Source organism: Corallococcus interemptor, from assembly GCF_003668875.1.
GTDB classification, from domain to species: Bacteria; Myxococcota; Myxococcia; order Myxococcales; family Myxococcaceae; genus Corallococcus; species Corallococcus interemptor.
This window is the reverse complement of sequence record NZ_RAWM01000059.1, coordinates 30,933-49,782: the sequence shown is the minus strand read 5'-3', so window position 1 is coordinate 49,782 and position 18,850 is coordinate 30,933. Positions and strand designations below refer to the sequence as shown.

Here is an 18,850-nt window from a genome sequence, read left to right as displayed (position 1 = left end):
CTCTGGGGTCGGGCGTGGCCACGTCCCAGTATTTCTAATCCGCCCCCCGCCCACGTCTAGCGTGGTGAGGCCCACCGTTCGCTGCCTCACTGACCCCGCAGGCGAGCACCACCCGTGAACGCTTACCTCCAGGGCTGGAGCGTCCGAGGTCCGGATGATGGCGTGGACGTCGAACTCGAAGGGCACTGAGGCGTCTCCCAGTTCATCGATGCGGTCCTGCGGTACCAGCCGCCGGGTCATTCCCAGCTTGAATACGCCCTCTCCGAAGGAACCGATGTTGGAGATGACGTAGACGTGCCCCGTCCGTGTGAGCTGTGCCTGGGAGATGGCCCGCTGCTTCTCCAGGTCTTCCGCAACGCGGCGCTCCAGCTCCGCGATGCGCTCCATCAGCTTCAACTGCTCTGAGCCCTTGGCCTGCTCGTAGTCCGCCTTCGCCTTCGCCAAGGCTTCGGCGTCGCGCTTCGCTTCCCGCTCCGCCTCCAACTTCGCCTTCTCCAGTTCTCGCTGGGCGGCCTCTTCCTCGCGCATCTGCTCCCGGATCCGGCGCTGCTCGTCGCGCTCCTGCTGAACCTTCTCCGCGTACTCGTACGCGAGCATCAGCTCCTCGATCTTGAGCTTCACGTAGCGCCTGGCGATGACGCACTTCTGGATTTCCGCGAGGCCATTGATGGCGGCTGCTGCCTTCTCGATGCGCGTCTCCATTGCCTTCACGTTCTTGTACGAGACCTTCGCGACACAGGCGTCCGCCTCGCCATTGAACGCCCGGAGCATTAGCTTCAGGGTCCGTTCAATCTGCTTCTTGCCCTCCGCCTTGCTTCCATTCACCTCCCACTGAATGGAGCATGTGGCGGCTTCCTTATTCTTCAGCATCTCTTTCTGGGCTTCACGGACCTTGTCCAGCCGGTCCTCGTATTCCTTCACCGACGAAAGCGCGTAGACAGGCTTGTAGAAGCCGAAGGAGAGCAGGACTTCCTCTTCCTCCAGGGCCTTCAAATCCGCCTTCAAACGGGCAAGGCCTGTTTCCAGTGCGGTCCGCTCGGTGTTCGCCTGTTTCCGACGCGCCTCTGCCTCTTCCATGGCGCGCGTCGCGGCTTGCGTCGTCCGGTTTGTTTCGTCTCGGAGCCGGTTCAGCTCAGCCTTTGCCCGGTTTTGTTCCGCCGCGATGGCCTGCTCCACGTCCGCTTTGGCCTTCGCGAGCTCGGACTCCACGCGCTTCTGTTCCGCCGCCAGCGCGCTGTCCGCCTCGCTCCGGGTCTTCGCCAGTTCGTCCCGGACGCGCTTCTGTTCCGCGGCCATCGCGGCGTCCGCGTCCGTGCGGGCTTTCGTCAGTTCCTCGGCGACCCGGCGCCGTTCGGCTTCCAGGTCCAGGATGGGTTTGAATCGCTCCTGCACCGCCTGGAGCCGGTTTCGTGTCTGGAGCCACAGCCCCAGGAGCAACAGGCACAGCACGCCCAGGCCAATGGCAATGATCATGGTCATGGATGTCTCCAGTTCAGGCGCTCACGGCGCGCATCTGGTTTTCCGCAGGCAGCTCCTCACGCATCACGGCTGGAAGCTCCGTCGCCGCTTCCTCCCGAAGCAGCGCTTCGACGTGCGCGACAATCCGGGCGACCTCTTCCGATGGTGAGCGGAACCAATCCGTGGACCAGATGCGATGAAGCCTCCAGCCCAGGCCCTTCAGCACCTGATCACGGAGACGGTCCCTGTCCCGAGCGGAACGTGACGAGTGATACCTCTCGCCATCACACTCGACGCCGAGGATGTAGCGTCCCGGTTGATGAGGATGCCGGAGGGCCATGTCGATGAAGTAGCCAGCGACGCCCACCTGCGGCACGACCTCGAAGCCCCGCGCCGCCAGCGCCTTCGCGACTGCGATTTCGAAGTCGGAGTCGGGTGACCGGCCGCTCCCCACGCCGTGCGCCACTTTCTCTCCTTTGGCTTCGGACAGGTACCGTTGCAGGACGCGCATGCCACGGGGACTGCTTTCATGGAGCGTGAGATCTGACGGGTCGAAGGACGCGAATACTGTCAGCGCGCATCGTGCTCGCGTGAAAAGGACATTCAGCCGGCGGTATCCATCCGCTTGATTAATGGGGCCGAAGTTCATCCGGAACTTCTCTTGCTGGTTCCGGCCGAACGTGACCGACACGAAGATGGCGTCGCGTTCGTCGCCCTGGACGTTCTCCAAATTCTTCACGCCGAAAGGCATGGGTGACTTCTCCCATTTCGCCAGGAAGGCCCTGAGGGCCGCGTCGTTCTTCTCCTCCGCAGTCACCAGGTCGTCGATGAGGTCTCGCTGTTTCGAGTTCAACGTGACGACCAACAGGCTCTGCTCCGGACGCGTACGCGCATGCGCCTTCACCGCCGCCAGAACCTCACGGGCTTCGGGAACATTTCGGTTGGACTCGTACAACCCGCCTTCCACTTTATGGAAGTGAAGCCCCAGGCCTTCCAAGTGCTCACCCGGTGCTGGGAAGGTGATGAGGTCGCCGTTGTAGAACTCGCGGTTGCTAAAGGCGATGAGCGAGGGGTGACGGGAACGGTAATGCCAGCGCAGCATGCGCATGGGGAACCGCCCCGCCGCCGCAGTGAGGATACTTTCCGAATCCTCCAGGAAGGACGGCCCCTGGACCTCGTCGTCCGCCTCGTCGCCGGTGTCGGCGTCCTCCTGCTCCACCTGGGCGAAGAAGCTCGTTGGAGGCAGTTGCTCCGGATCGCCCACCACCACCAACTGCCGCCCTCGGGCAATGGCTCCCAATGCATCCTCGGGACGCATCTGGCTGGCCTCATCCATCACCACCAGGTCGAAGCTCAACTGGCCGGCGGGCAGGTACTGGGCGACCGACTGCGGTCCCATCATGAAACACGGCATCAACGTCTGGAGTGCACTGCCGGCGCGCGCTACCAACTCACGGATGGGGAGGTGCCGCTGCTTCTTTCCCAGTTCGTGCCGGAGCAGATGCGTCTCCGTCATGGCCGCCACCTTCTGCGAGGACACGCCAGCAGGAACCGGTCGCTGGCTGAGCTGACGCGCGAGGTATCGACCCTGCTTTTCGATGCAATGCGTGTCCAGGCGGGCGAACTCCTCGCGCTGAGAGGCGTGGACGGCACCCGTGAATTGATCGAGCTCCGGCTGGTCTCGCAGGATGGCTTCCGCAAGGGAGCGGAAGAAGATGGCGTCAAAGGCCACGACCAGCCGCTCCGGCTCCAGGCCGGGGCGGGTGTCAACGCGCTCCAGGAATCCCACGGTGCTCCGCGCTCGCGCGACGGCGCGCCGCTGCCGCTGGTACGCGCACCAGGCCGGAAGCGTCGCGGACTGGCTTCGGGCCAAGCGCAGGCGCATGACCGTCGCTTGGAGGGGATTTTCAGCGGCGGGTTCTTCCCAGGTTCCCGGCGCCATTCTTCCCAGCTCCCAGGCCTGGGAGGCAGCCTGTCTGTAGCCATTGAGCGCTGTCTCGACTTCGCGCGTGGCGGTAAGCAGGTCCGTGTGCCTCCGTGGCGTGTCCTCCAGCAGGAGCCACTCCGCGAGTCCTTCAGGCAGCGGCGCCGCGATGAGGTCATCGACATGACGAAGGGCGCTCCGGGGACCCGCCAAGGGCGTCTTCCGGCCCTGGTAGGCCACTCCCGGCAACACGGCCGCGGCAGCATGTGCCTCCAACCGGTCCGCGGCTTCACAGGCCTCGCGCACTCGACGCAGCTGTTCCTGAAGCTGGGAAAGGGGCAGGGTGGGCAGGGCGTCTCCCTTCCGTGCCCAGTTCAGGACCTCATTTAGGTGCTTCAGCAAGGCGTCGAGGCTGTCCTGGGTCTTGCCGCAGGACTCGGTGTTCCATGGCGCGTGAGGCAGGCCCATGCGCGTCGCGGCTTCCTGCAGGGAAGTGCTGACGTCGCGGACATGGGGCAGCGCATCTCCATTGGCGCGGGCTCTCGCCAGGGCCTCACGCCAATGGCTCGCGGGCCGCTCCAATACGGCGCGGCGAAGCTCGACCCCCCGCTCTCCCAGTGGGAGAAGCAGCGCGTCGACGCTCCGGTAGGCGTCCAACCACGTCAGGATTCGGTCGAAGCGCGTATCGACTCCCTGGAAGCGGGCGCCCAGGGTCGTTTTCAAGGTCACGTCCTCCTGGAAACGCTCCCGCGCCGCGTGATGTGCCAGCAAGTCGCTGTAGCCCTGGATCAGCACGGGCCTCGTTGGACGGACTCCGTGTGCCATTGCCTGGAAGTCTTTCCGCGCGGCACGCCATGCACCGGAAAGCCAGGGAATGAATGGCGCGGTGGAGACCGCGACGGCATGCGCCTTGAGTATCGCGAGTGAAGGAACGAGGTCCGGCATGAATCGCACCGCGAGCGCTCGTGCCTGCTCTTTCAGTTCCGAGCACGTGCTGCCGGCCTTCCGAAGCGACCCCTCGACCTCATGCTCGACCCAATGTGCGTCCCGCCAGTCCAAGGCTGCGTCGTCCAGGGCCGCCATCGCTTCGATGACACGGGCGAAGATCTGGAGCTGCTGGGGCGTCCAGAGCGTGACGTCCACCTCCAGGCATGAAGCCACGGCGGCCACGAACCGGCGTCCCTGTGCCAGCGCCCGGGCCGCTGTCTCCACCGCTTCATGCGCGCGTGTCAGGGTGACGAGCGTGGTGTCGGGCGAGAGCAGCCGCAGGGTTGTGTCGAGGACAGCTTGCGCGTCGCGCAGCGCGGGGACGGTCAGATCCTCCTGGGCGCGCCAGCCCGCCTCCAGCGCCGCCCATCGCGCCTGGACCGACTCGATGGCATCGAGCAAGGCGCGCAGTCCCTCGCGGTGCGTGGGATCAAGCAGGGCAGGGACCAACTCGGGGGGCGCCCCTTCCGGAAGCCGTGGAATGCCCCGGACATTCGAGACCAGGGCATCCGCGGCGAGCACGCTCGACCTGGGGATGACACCCGTGCGCTCGGTGAAGACCTTGAGCGCCTTCTCCAGGATCAGTGCGGACTCCTCCCAGGCATCGATCCGTTGAACGAGCGACTGGCGGTCCTTGTCGGTCAGCGCGTCGTTCGTCACACCTGCCCAGGGATGGGCACAGAGGAGGGGCGCGACACGTCGAACGTCTCCCAACTGCGCCGCGAGCCCCCGGACCGCGTCGCGCACCTCCGCCAGCGCCGCGGAGGACATGGTCTCGGCGCATTCGAATCGAAGGCCCTCCAGATCCACGACCACTTCGCCAAGTTCCGCTTCAGCGCGACTGACCTTCCAGAACACGTCGTGTGGTGACATGCCGAGCGCCCCGAAGGGTTTGTGCATTCGCTCGGTGTGTGCTCGCAGGACGCCCGCGGCGCTCGAGACGTGTTCAGTAAGTGGGCGGGGCGCGCTGGTGCTCGCGTCCAGGTTGAGCCTTCTGCGCAGGTCCTCCATGAACTGCTGTTTCTGCGTCTTGTGGCTGTGCAGCTCCAGGCAGAACTCGCCCAGCCCCGCCTGCTGGAGGCGGCGTGAGACAACCTCCAGCGCCGCAAGCTTCTGCGTGACGAACAGGACGGTCTTTCCCGCCGCCAGCGCCGCGCCAATGAGGTTGGTGATGGTCTGCGACTTCCCGGTACCGGGCGGCCCCTGCACCACCAGGTTCTCCCCCCGAAGCACGTCCACCAGCACGCTGTGCTGGCTGCTGTCCGCGTCCGTGATGAGCGGTGGAGGATTCAACTCCGGCGCGTCCAGGTCATAGACCTCGCTCCGGCGTTCCCGGATGCCTCCGCCACCTCCGCTCGGCTCGTTCGCCTGCGCGTGGCCTCCTATCAGCGTCCGGACGAGCGGATTCGCCAGCAGGGGGCTGTTCTGCGGCCATCGCGTGGGCTCCAGGTCTCGCCACATCAGGAGCCGCCCGAAGGACAGCAGCGTCAGCGTCACCTGCCGCTCCAGGCCCCAGCCGGGGCGCAGCCCCTTGAGCAGCGCCGTCACCTTCTCGAAGTACGCCTCCAGTCCTTCCTCGGCGGAGAAGGCGGGCAGCGCGATGCCAAACTCCTGCCTCAGCTTCTCCTGGAGCGTGAGGTTCAGTTCGATGGACTCGCCTTCGTTGTAGTCCACCTCGTAGGCGTGGACCTGGGTGTCCGGATGGGCCTGGCCGCGCTTGAGGCTCACAGGCATGAGCACGAGCGGCGCGCTGCGCGGCTTCTCCAGCCGCGTATCGCCAGACTCGTACCAGCGCAGGAACCCGAAGGCGAAGTGGAGCAGGTTGGCTCCGGTCTCCTGGATGGCCGTTTGCGCGAGCCCCTGCAGTCGGTGCAGTTGGCTCTCCAGATCCTCCGGGAAGTACAACGTCTGCAGGTGGCGGTCCTGATGCTTGCGAGGATTCGTGCCGCTCTCCGCAGGGACTGCCTTGGGCAACTCATACCGGGTGTCGATGCCCAGCCGCTTCGCCTGTTGAAGCAGCAGCTTCTGCCGGGCCTCCTTGCTGGGGGCCTCCTCCGTCATCGAGAACACCACCGTTGCTGCGGTGGGGTCGAAGTCCGCCTGCTCCTCGGAGACCTGCTCCGGCGGCGTCACGGGGAGGAAGGTGAGCGCGCGGTGGTTGCACAACCGCTCGAAGATGACGCCCGGAAGCTCATCCACGATTCGCAGCGATGTCCGGGCCGTGTGCTTGAAGTTGAGGAGTCGGTTGGTTGCGCTCAGGTCCAGGAGTCGGGTGCGTTGCCGCTGGAGCTCCTTCTGCAGGAGTGAGTCGTGCGGATTCATGGATGGGTGCGCCCCCCGGGTCGTCATGGGTGGGACGACCTGGCACCCCAGGTTCTGGCGCACTCTTCGCCGCGGTTGCATCCCCCGTGCGGGTGATTGACACCCGCACGAAAACGCCGCCTCGCTTCCGGAGGACCGGAAACGGGCGGCGTTCGCACTATCTGACTGTGCCTTGCCGACTACCGGCGCTTCATCGCCGCGTCCGCGTGCTTCTCCATGAACTCGGAGTAGGGGCCGTTGAAGTCGAGCACTTCCTTGCCCGCCTCCAGGCTCCAGATGCGGGTCGCGACCTCGGAGATGAGTTCCTGGTCGTGCGTCACGCAGATGACCGTGCCCTCGAACTTCGCCAGGCCTTCCGCCAGCGCCGCGATGGACTCCAGGTCCAGGTGGTTCGTCGGCTCGTCCAGGATGAGCACGTTGTCCTGCATGATCATCAGCTTGGACAACAGCACGCGCACCGTCTCACCACCGGAGAGCGTGTCCGTGGGCTTCATCCGCTCCTCACCCGAGAAGAGCATCCGGCCCAACACGCCGGAAATCTCCTCGTTCGTCAGCTTCTCGCTGATCTCCCGGAGGTAGCCGAAGCACGTCGTGCCCTTGTGGATGACGCCGTGGTGGTCCTGCGGCAGGTAGCCCACCGTCGCCTGGTGGCCCCAGGTGATGGTCCCACCGTCCGGCTCCAGCTGCCCGGCCAGCATCTTCACCAGCGTGGACTTGCCCACGGCGTTGCGGCCAATCACGCAGATGCGCTCGCCCTTGCAGACCAGCCCCTTGAACGGCTTGATGACCTGCTGCCCGTCGAAGGACTTCTGCAGTCCCTCGAACATCAGCGTCTGACGGCCGCTGATCACCTTCTGGTCGAACCGGATGAACGGCCGCGCGATGTTCGAGCGCTTCAGGTCCTCCGTCTTCAGCTTGTCGATCTGCTTGATGCGGCTCTGCACCTGCGACGCACGCGTACCCGCGTGGAAGCGCGCCACGAAGTCCTGCAGCTGGGCGATCTTCTTCTTCTTCTCCGCCGTCTCGGACTCGACCCGGGTCCGCAGCTGCGACTTCTGCCGGACCATGTCGTCGTAACCACCCGTGTACTGGATGATGGTCTCGTAATCGATGTCCGCGATGTGCGTGCAGATGGAGTTCAGGAAGTGCCGGTCGTGGCTGATGGTGATCAGCACGCCCTCGTAGGCATGGAGGAAGCTCTCCAGCCAGCGGATGGAGTCGATGTCCAGGTTGTTCGTGGGCTCGTCCAGCAGCAGTCCGTCCGGCTTGCCGAACAGCGCCTGCGCGAGCAACACACGCAGCTTCAGGCCGCCCGTCAGCTGGCGCATGGGCTCTTCGTGGAAGGACTCCTCAATGCCCAGGCCGGCGAGCAGCGTGGCCGCGTCGCTCTCCGCGGAGTAGCCGTCCTCTTCCGCGATGACGCCTTCCAGCTCACCCAGCCGGTTGCCGTCCTCTTCCGTGATGTCGGCCTTGGCGAGCAGCTTGTTCTTCTCGTCCATCGCCGCCCACAGGTGGCGGTTGCCCATCAGCACCACGTCGATGACGCGGTCGTTCTCGTAGCGGAAGTGGTCCTGGCGCAGGATGCCCAGCTTGCGGGGGCGGATGATCTCGCCCATGTCCTGCTCCTCGTCTCCCGCGAGGATCTTCATGAACGTGGACTTGCCGGCCCCGTTCGGACCGGTCAGGCCGTAGCGGCGGCCCGGCGAGAAGGCGACGTTGACCTCCTCGAACAGCTTCTTGGGCCCATAGGCCTTGGAGACGTTGATGACGTTGAACATGGCGGCGGCTTGTAACGGAAATGGCGCGGCGACCCAAGACGCGCGGTGAATCAGTGACTGGCGGACCCAATGTAACCGCCGGCACGCCCCGGAAATGCCGGCTTCCACCCCCGTCCCCAGGGGTGGGGTAGGGAAACCGGGGTCCCCCAGGCGGAAGGGCCCCCCGGAGACCAGGCGGGCGTCCCCAGGAAGCGGGTGCCTCCGGACGGGCAGGCTGGGTATAAGGCCCGACAATGGCCGTCCGCTTTGAACTCCTGAACACCGACCCCACCGGCGCCCGCACGGGCATCCTCCACACCCGCAAGGGGTCCTTCCCCACGCCGATGTTCATGCCGGTGGCCACCCACGCCGGCTTCCGCCACCTCGCCATGGAGGAGGTGAAGGAGACGGGGGCCAAGGTCCTCCTCGCCAACACCTACCACCTCATGCTCCGGCCCGGCCCGGAGGTGTTCGAGCGCTTCGGCGGCATCCACCCCTTCATGGGCTGGGACGGCGCCGTGCTCACGGACTCGGGCGGCTTTCAAATCTTCTCCCTGCCGGAGGACCGGCTCATCACGGAGAAGGGCGCGCACTTCCGCAGCTTCTACGACAACAGCCGCCGGCTCCTCAGCCCCGAGTCCAGCATCGCCATGCAGCAGGCGATCAACTCGGAGATCATGATGGTGCTGGACGTGTGCATCGACTCGCGCACGGACGAGGCCGGCACCCGCGAGGCCATGGAGCGCACCCACCGCTGGGCCGTGCGCAGCCTCGCCGCGAAGGAGTCGAAGAACACGGGCCAGGCGCTGTTCGGCATCGTCCAGGGCGGCGTCCACCCGGCCTTGCGCGACGAGAGCGCCGCGTTCCTCACGAAGCTGCCCTTCGACGGCTTCGCCATCGGCGGACTGGCAGTGGGCGAGACGAAGGTGGAGCGCGACACGATGACCGAGCGCGCCACCGCGTCCCTGCCGCAGGACAAGCCCCGCTACCTGATGGGCGTGGGCACGCCCACGGACCTGCTGGAGGCGGTGCTGCGCGGCGTGGACATGTTCGACTGCATCATCCCCACCAAGATGGCGCAGCAGGGCTACGCGTACACGTTCCAGGGCCTGGTGCGCATCTCCCGCACCGCGTACCGGCTGGAGGACGGGCCGCTGGATCCCGAGTGCGACTGCTACGTGTGCAAGAAGTACTCGCGCGGCTACCTGCAGCACCTGATGCGCGGCAAGCACCACCTGGGCTCGCGCTTCCTGTCCGTGCACAACGTGCGGCACTACCAGAAGCTCATGGAGCGCGTGCGCGAGGGCATCCTGCGCAACGGCTATGCGCAGACGTACCGCGAGCTGAAGACCGCCATCGCCACGCCCAAGGACCTGAAGGACGAGGCCGCGGCCAGCGCCGCGACGCTGAAGGACGTGGGCTGAAGTCCGGGCGCGTGGCCTGTCGCCCGCCCTCCGGCCGGGTTGTGACGCTCGGCGCGCGAACGGCGGTGCGGCGGAACGTGGCGGGTTAGCCTGCGGTGCCCGGGTCCAACGGCCCGGTGCGCTCCCCGCCGCATGGACCCGCGCGTCGCCAGCCTCCTGAATCACGTCCGCGCCGGTGCCGAGAACCGGCCCGGCGTGTATCGCTTCTTCGGTCCCGCCGGAGAGCTGCTCTACGTGGGCAAGTCCGTGCGCGTGCGCACACGGCTCCTGTCGTACTTCCGCGCGGAGGAAGGGGAGAAGGCCTGGGAGATCGTCGCCCAGGCGCACCAGGTGGAGTGGGAGTACACGGCCAGCGAGTTCGCGGCGCTGCTCCATGAGTTCCGGCTCATCAAGAGCCACCGGCCCCTCTACAACGTGGAGCACAAGCGCGACCGCGCGCACTGCTTCCTCCAGCTCACGCGCGAGGCCGTGCCCCGGCTGCGCGTGGTGGGCCAGCCCGGCGGCGGCGGCAGCGCGGAGTACTTCGGGCCCTTCCACGGCCGGCACACCATGGCGGACGTGGTCCGCGCGGTGAACGACCTGCTGGAGCTGCGCGACTGCCCGTCCGAGACGCCTATGCGGCTGGCGGATCAGATCCAGCTCTTCCCCATGAAGGACGACCCGCGGTGCATGCGCGGGCAGACGGCGCGGTGCCTGTCGCCGTGCGCGGGCGGGTGCACCACGGCGGAGTACCTGGCGCAGGTCGCGCTGGCGCGGGCGTTCCTCAACGGCGAGTCGGACCGGCCGCTCGTCATCCTGCGCGAGCGCATGGCGATGGCGGCGCGGCGGCTCCAGTTCGAATACGCGGCGGAGCTGCGCGACCGCGCGGAGCGGCTGGAGAACGTGCAGGCGTGGATCGTCGAGCTGGGCCGCACGCTGCGGCGCCTGTCGCTGGTCTACACGGCGCGCGGGCACGCCGGTGAAGACCGCACGTACGTGCTGCGGCGGGGACGGATCCGCGCGGAGGTGCCCACGCCCCGGACGCCGGAGGAGCACGCGGCGTTGGAGGCCCGGGTGCGGGACCTCTTCGACGTGCCGGAGCCGGAGGCGATTGGCCTCCGTGCGCAGGAGGCCCAGGAGGTGATGCTCGTCGCCAGGTGGTTCCGCCTGCACCCGGAGGAGCTGGATGCGACGGTGCCCGCTCCGGTTCGGGCCGGGAGCGATGATGCGTTCGAGGAGGCAGCGGAGGCCCGTGCCGCGCTCGCCCGCACGCTGGAGCGCACCGTGGAGGGCCCGGAGGAACCGGAGGAACCGGAGCCCGACGCGGCCGAGGCCACCAGCGGCTGAGCGCCGCTAGCGGAGATTCCGGATGACGCGGCAGGGATTGCCGGCGGCGAAGACGTACGGAGGAATGTCCCGCGTCACCACGCTGCCCGCGCCAATGGTGGAGCCCTCGCCGATGGTGACCCCCGGGCAGATGATGGCCCCGCCGCCAATCCACACCTTTGAACCGATGGTGACGGGGCGGCCCAGCTCCGGGCCCTTGATGCGCTCATCCGCGTCCAGCGGATGCGTGGCCGCGTAGACCTGCACGCCCGGACCGAAGGCCACGTCGTCGCCAATCGTCACCCGGTTGCAGTCCAGGATGACGCAGTCGAAGTTCATGAAGACGCGCTCGCCCAGCTGGATGTGCTCGCCGTAGTCGCAGCGGAACGGCGGTTCGATCCACGTCCCGGCGCCCACCTTGCCCATCAGCTCGGTGAGCAGGCTCTCACGCAGCGGCAGCTCGTCCTCGGTGGACTGGTTGTAGGAGCGCAGGAGCTTGCGGGCGCGGACCCGCTCGGCTGTCAGCCGCGGGTCCATGGCGTTGTACAGCTCGCCCGCGAGCATCTTCTCTTTCTCGGTTCGTGCCATGTCCCGGAGCGTAGTCACACGTTCCCCTGAATGGTGAACAGCCCGCGTCCCGGCTTCGCGGAGGCGGGTGACACTGGACGCTCCGGCCAGCGAGGATGCCGGCCATGAGGACTGAGCGGGTCGAGGAGACGCTGGAGCGCATCCGGCGCGAGGTGGAACGGACGCCGGACGGCGTGCTGGCCTTCGACGGGGACGGCACGCTGTGGAGCGGGGACGTGGGCGACGACCTGTTCATGGCCCTGCTGGAGCACGGCGGCGTGCGGCCCGAGGCCCGCGGGGCGCTGGAGCAGCTGGGCGCGCGCCACGGCGTGGAAGGGCATCCGGACGCGGTGACGCTGGCGCACGCGCTGTTCAAGGCGTTCGAGGCCGGGCGGCTGCCGGAGAAGGACACCTACGAGATGATGGCGTGGATCTTCGCGGGCTGGCACGCGGAGGAGGTGCGCGGCTTCGCGCATGACGTGGTGGCCCGGCGCGACGTGGCCGGCCGCGTCCACCCGGAGGCCCGCCGCGTGGTGGAGTGGGCCCGCGGCCAGGGCGTGGACTGCTACGTGGTCAGCGCGTCGCCTCGCGCGGTGGTGGAGGCCGCGGTGCGCGAGGTGGGCATCACGCCCGACTTCGTGGTGGCGTGCACGCCGAAGGAGGAGGGCGGACGGCTGCTGACGTCCGTCTTCGAGCCCGTGCCCTACGGCCCCGGCAAGGTGAACAGCCTGAGGCTGCGGACGAACCGGCCGCTCTACGCCGCGTTCGGTGACAACGTGTTTGATCTGGACATGCTCGCGGCCTCACGCGTCCCGGTGGCCATCCGGCCCAAGGCGCGGCTGCGCGACCGTGCGGCGGAGCTTCCCGCGCTGGTGCAGCTGCACCCCGAAGAGGCCTGACGGTCTCTTCGAGGTGCCTTCACTTCCGTGCGCCGCTTCGTGGCTGTGTCCACGAAGCGGCGTCACGTTGAGGCCCGCGGGCGTCAGCCCCCCGTGACGGGGACGAACTCCACGCGGCGGTTCGCGCTGCGGCCTTCCGGCGTCTCGTTGGACACGCGCGGACGGTCCGGGCCGTAGCCCTTCGCCTCCAGCCGCGAGCCCGCGATGCCCTTCTGGATGAGGTACGCGCGCACGCGGTTCGCGCGCTGCTGGCTCAGCGTGCGGTTGGCCTCCTCCGGTCCGCTGTTGTCCGTGTGGCCTTCAATCCGGACGTTCAGCTTCGGGTTGGCCTTCAGGTACGCCACGATGTCATCCAGCTGCCGCTGCTCGTTGTCCTGGAACTCCGACTGGTTCACCGGGAACTGGACGATGTGCTCCAGCGGCGACTTCGTCTCCTCCGCGGGCTTCTCCTCGGGAGGCGGCTGCTGGGGCTTCGGCTGTTCCTTCGCGGGGCAGCCGCGCTCGGACGCGGGGCCGGCCTCGTTCGGGCAGGCGTCGTCCTTGTCCGGCACGCCGTCGCCATCCGAGTCCTTCACGGGGCAGCCACGCTCGGACGACGGACCGGCCTCGTTCGGGCAGGCATCGTCCTTGTCCGGCACGCCATCGCCATCCGAGTCCTTCGCGGGGCAGCCACCCTCGGACGCCGGGCCGGCCTCGTTCGGGCACTTGTCCTCGCGGTCCACCACGCCGTCGCCGTCCGAGTCCTTGTCCGGGCAGCCGTTGTTCTCCACGGAGCCGGACTCCAGCGGGCAGCGGTCGTCCTTGTTGGCCACGCCGTCGCCGTCGTCGTCCTCGTTGGGGCACTGCTCCGGCGTGTGGCTGCGGCCGGTGCGGCAGCGGTCCACGGGCTCGGGCTCGTTCGCGTGCGCGATGCCCGCGGCCAGCCGGAACGACGGCGTGCCCGGGATGTCCGTGAAGCCGTGCCCGCCAATCGCGAAGGCCTCGAAGCCCGCGCCCACCGGCAGCCGCACGCCGCCCAGCAGCTCCAGCGCGAAGTCCGACTCCACGAGCGACTCGGCGGCCTGCAGCGCGATTTCGCCGCGCAGCCCCTTGCCTCGCGTGGCCACGACGACGCCCTGCTCCAGCTCCGTGCCCACGTCGCGGCCCGGCTCGACCTCCTTGGACTTGATCCGGATGCCCGCGTTGGCGCCCAGCACCACGGGCCCCACCTCACGGCTCACCGACACGCGGGGCGCGACCTGGAAGCCCGCCCAGCCTGCCTGCCGGCCGAACGCGTCCGCCGTGCCGCCCGGCAGCCCGATGTCCAGGCCCAGGCCCAGGAACACCGGCGCGCCTTCCTCGCGACGCAGCAGCTCGTAGCGCACGCCCAGCTCCGGCGTGCCCAGGCCGAACGAGTCCGGCTCGCTCACGCCGACCAGCTGCTCCGCGCCGTGGCCACCCTGCGCGATGATGACGGGCAGCTTCGCGGAGAACTCCAACCGGTCCACCGGCGACCACGCGCCGGCCAGCCAGCCCGCGGTGCGGTAGTGGAGGATGGAGCGCTCCAGCCCATCACTGCCCTGCAGCAGCAGGATGCCGCGCTCGTAGTTGACCATGAGGAGCAGGCGGTAGCCGCCCTCGGGGAGCACGCGGCCGGTGTCCACCAGCATCGAGTCCGTCGCCGCCGGCGTGAAGCGCAGGCGCTCCAGGTCCAGGGGGACAATCGGGCTCGTGGTGGTCTGCGCGAACGCGGCGGGGGTGACGGCGGTGGCCAGCAGCGCGGCCAGCGCCCAGCTCTGGGCCTTCATACGCAAGGGGATTTCCATTCGAGAAAAGAGTGAGCGCATGTCTCAGTTCCCCCGGGCCGGGTTCTGACGGCGGCGCGAATTCCCCCAGGCCGCCAGCGCGGCGAGGAGGGCCAGCGCGGACGTGGTGCCACCGGAGCTGTCGCAGCCTCCGCCGGCGATCTCCACGACCTCTGCCTGGACCCGGACCTGGAACGTGCACTGCGCGGTGTTGCCCGCGTCATCCGTGGCGGTGACGGTGACCGTCGTGTTGCCCGCCGGGAAGGCCGCGCCGGACGCGGGCGAGGACGTCACCCCCGGCGAGGCCGTGACCGCGTCCGTGGCCGTGGGCGTGAACGTCACCGTCTCGCCGGGAGCGGCGCCGCGGGACTCGGGGCAGATCAGCGTGGGCGCCGTGGTGTCCTGGACCGTCACCTGGAACGTGCACGTGAGGCCCGTGGAGGTCGCGGTGACCGTCGTGGTGCCCAGCGGGAAGACCGAACCCGAAGGCTGCGAGTAGCTCACCGGGAGCCCCCCCGCCGGATCCAGGACCGCGGGGTCGTACGTCACGACCGCGCCGTTCGCGTCCGTGGCCTCCACGACGACGTTCGCGGGGCAGGTGAGCGTGGGCGTCACCACGTCCTCCGTCACGTTGACCGTCACCGTCGCGACGTTGCTGTCCGCGGCGCAGTCGCGAACCCGGTAGGTGAAGCTGTCCGGGCCCAAGTAGCCGGCCGCGGGCGTGTACACGGGATTGCCCTGCGCGCTGGTGCTGAGGGTGCCGTGCTGCGGCGGGGTGACGACCGTCCAGGTCAACACCTGCCCGGCGTCCGGATCCGTGGCGGCCAGGGCGAACTCCGCCTGCGTGTCCTTCTGGACCGTGACCGTCTGATCCGCCGCCACCGGGGGCTGGTTGGCGACGACCGTCACCATGCGGCCGCCGGAGATGGCATTGGCGAAGACGGACAGCGCGTAGGTGCCCAGCGGTGCGTCGGCGGGCACGGTCACCGTCGCGCGGGTGTCCGAGGTGTTGCTGCTGGGGAGCGTCCAGAGGCGTCCGCCCTCGGCGGCCTGGAGCCGCACCAGCGGGAAGTCCGTGGGCGAGTCCGCGCTGTTGCCGCTGCTGCCGCCGGAGATGCCCCGGAAGCGCAGGCCCTCCACGACGGTGGGGCAGGCGGCGACGAGGGTCGCCGGGTTGGTCACCGACGGCTTCCAGGCGGCGGAGGCCTGGGTGTCGTCATACAGCTCCGCGGTGGTGGCCTCCTGACCGCCCGCCAGCAGCACCTCGCCCGAGGGCAGGGCGACGCTGAACAGGCCCCCCGCGGCGGTGGGGTCCGCGACGTTGATCCACGCGCGGAGGAGGGGATCGTAGACCTCCGCCGTGTTGGTGTATTCGTCATTGATGGTGATGCCGCCCGCGACCAGCACCTTGCCGGAAGCCATCAGCGTGGCGGTGTGGAGCCAGCGCGGCTGCGAGAGCGCGCCCACGGACGCCCAGGCGTTGGTGCCGGGCGTGTAGAGCTCCGAGGACGTGAGCGCCACGCCACCCGCGAGGCCGCCCGCCGCGAGCACCTGGCCCGACGGCAGCAGCGTCAGCGTCAGCTCGTCCCGGACGCCCGCGAGGCCCGCCGCCGCGGTCCAGGTGTCGCTGGCGGGGTCGTAGATCTCCGCCGAGGCCAGCGCAGCGCCACCGGCATTGTGGCCGCCCGCGACGAGCACCCGGCCGTCATGCAGCAGCACGGCGCGGTGTCCGGCGCGCGCCGCGATGAGCGCGCCCGCCGGGGTCCACGTGTTCGTGTCCGGCGCGTAGAGCTCCGCGCTGACCAGCACGGTGGTGTTCTGCTGACCGCCGACCACGAGCACCCGGCCATCCGGCAGCACCGTGGCGGAGTGCAGGTGGCGCGGGCTCAGCATGGACTCGGTGGCCAGCCAGGTGTTGGTGGCCGGGTCGAAGCGCTGCGCGTTGGGCGTCGAGGTGCTCACGTTGCGGCCACCCGCGACCAGCACCTGGCCGTTGCGCAGGAGCGTGGCGGTGGCTCGCTCGCGTGCCACGTCCATGGCGGGCAGGGGGGACCACGTGTTGCTCGCGCGGGCATACAGCTCCGCCGCGGCCGACGAGGTGAACTGGCCGCGGCCGCCCGCGACGAGCACCCGGCCGTCGGGCAGCAGCGCCACCGCGGCGTCGGTCCGGGGCGTGCCCATGAGGCCGGCGGGAGACCACTGGCTCTGGGCGGGGTCGTAGACCTCCGTCGAGGCGAAGAACGTCAGGGCGGGCGACGAGGTGAAGCCACCCACGACGAACACCTTGCCCGAGGGCAGCAGCGTCGCCGTGTGGTTCTCACGGCCGACGATCATGATGCCGCCGCGGATCCACGTGCCGGTGCCCGGATCGTAGATTTCGGACTCGGCCTGCGCTGGAGCGCGGAACTCGGAGCCGCCGGTGGCGAGGACGCGGCCATCGGGCAGCAGCGTGGTCTGGTGTCCGGAGCGCGGGAACTGGAGGCTGCCGGTCGCGGTCCAGGTGTTGGCCGCCGGGTCGTAGAGCTCCGACTGGGCCGTCACGCCGCCTGCGATGAACCCGCCGGCGACGAGCACGCGGCCGTCGGGGAGCAGGGTGCTGGAGGAGTAGTGACGGGGGACGAGCGGGGGCGCGGCGGCGGTCCAGGTGCCGGTGGCCGGGTTGTAGAGGTCGGCGCCGGGCACCTCGCCCGAACCGCTGAAGCCGCTCACCACGAGGACGCGCCCGTCACGCAGCCGCGTCGCCATGTGCGCGTTGCGGCCCTGGGTCATGGCGCCGGTGGGCAGGAAGGCATTGGTGGCGGGGTCGTACAGCTCCGCGGACGCGAGCCGGACGCCGCCCGCGCCGATGCCGCCCGCGACCAGCACCTGGCCCGAGGCCAGCAGCGTGAGCGTGGCGAGGCCGCGGGTGGTGGACATGGCGCCCGTGGCGGTCCAGGCGTTCGTCGCGGGGTCATAGACGCGGCCCGTCGCCGAGCCATCGGTCACGACCAGCACCCTGCCGGAGGGCAGCAGGACGGCCTGCGTGATGTTGCCCTGGATGCCAGTGTTGCCCGCGGCGGTCCAGGTGTCGGTGGCCGGGTCATACAGGGCGGCCGTGGTGATGAACCCGCCGGAGTTGACGCCGTTGATGATCAGCACCCGCCCGTCCGGCATCAGGACGGCCGCGTGTTGCCCGCGGGCCGTCGTCATGGACGAGGTGGCGTACCAGGCTGGCGCCGCCGCGAGCCGGGAGTGCGCGGTGCGAGCGCCTCCCGGTTCCGGACGCGCGTTGCCGCCGCAGGACAGAAGGCCCAGGCTCGCGGCGAACAGCAGGAGCCCGCTCCAGACAGCGCGTTGTGACCGCATTGATGAAACCCCGATCCGCGAGGGCTGGCGCGAGCACGACCGTCGGCCCGCCGCTCGACGTGAACACTCCGGGTACGCGGATTATCAGTGCGCCGGGTGGTGGGGCAATGCGTGAAAAGTTCCCGTGCGGTCATCCATCGCGTGGGTTGGACACCGGCTCCGGAGGCGCCTCCAGGAAGCGGCGCCACCAATGGCGGGTCTCCTCTTCGGTGTAGCCATCCCACGTGTGGCAGGTCGCGAAGGGTAGGAGCCACGGTTCCAGGAACCGGGCCAGTTCGCGATATGCCGGCAGTGTCTCACCCAGCTTCGTGTCTCCCGCGAGCGGCGCGGGGCCCAGGCTGATCAGGGCACGGCCCCCCGTGAGTTCCTGGACGGTCGTCTCCGGATGCTTCAAGTGCGAACGGAGCGCCGGGATGCCACCCACGGTCTCGAGCAGCGGCGGGCCCAGGAAGTTCAGCCAGTGGATGCCGTCAACGTGGGCCCCCATGTCCATGGCTGTTCCGGCCGTGGGGACTGCCCAGCCGGGATTCCGGAACAGCTCCGTTTTGAGCAGGGGAATGGCCTTCCGGAATCCCCGGGACGAGACAAAGGACAAGCCCGCGTGACCTGTCGAGAAGGGGAGCGCACCGGCAAGCTCCAGGGCCAGCTCGCGAAGCCGTGTCGCGCCTTGCACCTCCAGGAACCGCAGGGGCACCTGGATGCTCAAGACGCTGAGCATTCTTGCGTTGGGATTGCGCCAGGGGAGTCGCGAGCGATAACGGAACTCGTAGCCATTCGAGTCGGATTCTCCCCCCGTGAGGCGCACGTTTGCGTCGAACCCTCTCCGGGTCAGGATGTCGAACCAAATGGAATCCTTTGGCAGGTCGTCCACGAAATCGTCCGCTGGCGCCGCCCTGAGACGTTCACGCAGGTCTTCCCAGTCGGCCGGCGTGAGTTCAGAAGGTTCCCCATCCGCGTCCCAGGTGGTTGTCAGCCTTCCGGAGTCCGGACCCAGGGCCTGGTGGTAGGTGTCGAGGGCGCTGGCAACAGCAGCGGCGATCACTCCGTGGTCGTGAGGCATGAAGAAATCGAAGCTCAC

At 68.7% G+C, this 18,850-nt stretch carries 10 protein-coding genes; 3 read left to right on the top strand and 7 right to left on the bottom strand.

Annotated elements, in window-relative coordinates:
* The 3 genes from D7X96_RS21310 to D7X96_RS21300 form a co-directional block, all read right to left on the bottom strand.
* The coding region (locus D7X96_RS21310; protein WP_244219676.1) for an SNIPE associated domain-containing protein at positions 1-1,479 on the bottom strand (1,479 nt) is incomplete at its 3' end.
* 13 nt (positions 1,480-1,492) lie between these two features.
* Entirely contained in the window at positions 1,493-6,691 is a 5,199-nt protein-coding gene (locus tag D7X96_RS21305; RefSeq protein WP_158626608.1) for a PDDEXK-like endonuclease domain-containing protein, read from the bottom strand.
* A gap of 179 nt (positions 6,692-6,870) precedes the next feature.
* Positions 6,871-8,469, bottom strand: coding sequence for an ABC-F family ATP-binding cassette domain-containing protein (locus tag D7X96_RS21300; protein ID WP_120546724.1), 1,599 nt, complete (start codon positions 8,467-8,469; stop codon positions 6,871-6,873).
* Between the two features lie 233 nt (positions 8,470-8,702).
* Between D7X96_RS21300 and tgt the strand changes: the two genes are divergently transcribed.
* Together tgt and D7X96_RS21290 are read left to right on the top strand one after the other, a co-directional pair.
* The gene (gene tgt / locus D7X96_RS21295) at positions 8,703-9,872 is read left to right on the top strand and encodes a tRNA guanosine(34) transglycosylase Tgt (protein WP_121723546.1); all 1,170 of its coding nucleotides are present in this window, start codon (positions 8,703-8,705) and stop codon (positions 9,870-9,872) included.
* Between the two features lie 132 nt (positions 9,873-10,004).
* Positions 10,005-11,198 (top strand): nuclease, encoded by a 1,194-nt coding sequence (locus tag D7X96_RS21290; protein ID WP_121770573.1) that lies wholly within the window; start codon positions 10,005-10,007, stop codon positions 11,196-11,198.
* A gap of 6 nt (positions 11,199-11,204) precedes the next feature.
* Here D7X96_RS21290 and D7X96_RS21285 read toward each other — a convergent pair whose 3' ends face one another.
* Positions 11,205-11,765 (bottom strand): sugar O-acetyltransferase, encoded by a 561-nt coding sequence (locus D7X96_RS21285; protein ID WP_121770572.1) that lies wholly within the window; start codon positions 11,763-11,765, stop codon positions 11,205-11,207.
* A 104-nt stretch (positions 11,766-11,869) separates the two neighbouring features.
* Between D7X96_RS21285 and D7X96_RS21280 the strand changes: the two genes are divergently transcribed.
* Positions 11,870-12,643: an HAD family hydrolase gene (locus D7X96_RS21280; RefSeq protein ID WP_120546728.1), complete on the top strand. Its 774-nt coding sequence runs from the start codon at positions 11,870-11,872 to the stop codon at positions 12,641-12,643.
* Positions 12,644-12,726: 83 nt separating this feature from the next.
* Here the strand turns inward: D7X96_RS21280 and D7X96_RS21275 are convergent, their stop codons facing one another.
* From D7X96_RS21275 to D7X96_RS21265, 3 genes are all read right to left on the bottom strand, one after another.
* Positions 12,727-14,469: an OmpA family protein gene (locus D7X96_RS21275; RefSeq protein WP_121770571.1), complete on the bottom strand. Its 1,743-nt coding sequence runs from the start codon at positions 14,467-14,469 to the stop codon at positions 12,727-12,729.
* A 3-nt stretch (positions 14,470-14,472) separates the two neighbouring features.
* On the bottom strand, positions 14,473-17,772 hold the full coding sequence (locus tag D7X96_RS21270; RefSeq protein ID WP_244219674.1) for a Kelch repeat-containing protein: 3,300 nt from the start codon (positions 17,770-17,772) through the stop codon (positions 14,473-14,475).
* 130 nt (positions 17,773-17,902) lie between these two features.
* Positions 17,903-18,850, bottom strand: coding sequence for a type VI immunity family protein (locus D7X96_RS21265; RefSeq protein ID WP_147442638.1), 948 nt, complete (start codon positions 18,848-18,850; stop codon positions 17,903-17,905).

What these genes read in the sequence shown, in the direction of transcription:
- D7X96_RS21305 (WP_158626608.1), bottom strand. Translation starts at nt 6,691, where the DNA reads ATGAATCCGCACGACTCACTCCTGCAGAAGGAGCTCCAGCGGCAACGC.
- D7X96_RS21300 (WP_120546724.1), bottom strand. Translation starts at nt 8,469, where the DNA reads ATGTTCAACGTCATCAACGTCTCCAAGGCCTATGGGCCCAAGAAGCTG.
- tgt (WP_121723546.1), top strand. Translation starts at nt 8,703, where the DNA reads ATGGCCGTCCGCTTTGAACTCCTGAACACCGACCCCACCGGCGCCCGC.
- D7X96_RS21290 (WP_121770573.1), top strand. Translation starts at nt 10,005, where the DNA reads ATGGACCCGCGCGTCGCCAGCCTCCTGAATCACGTCCGCGCCGGTGCC.
- D7X96_RS21285 (WP_121770572.1), bottom strand. Translation starts at nt 11,765, where the DNA reads ATGGCACGAACCGAGAAAGAGAAGATGCTCGCGGGCGAGCTGTACAAC.
- D7X96_RS21280 (WP_120546728.1), top strand. Translation starts at nt 11,870, where the DNA reads ATGAGGACTGAGCGGGTCGAGGAGACGCTGGAGCGCATCCGGCGCGAG.
- D7X96_RS21275 (WP_121770571.1), bottom strand. Translation starts at nt 14,469, where the DNA reads ATGCGCTCACTCTTTTCTCGAATGGAAATCCCCTTGCGTATGAAGGCC.
- D7X96_RS21270 (WP_244219674.1), bottom strand. Translation starts at nt 17,772, where the DNA reads ATGCGGTCACAACGCGCTGTCTGGAGCGGGCTCCTGCTGTTCGCCGCG.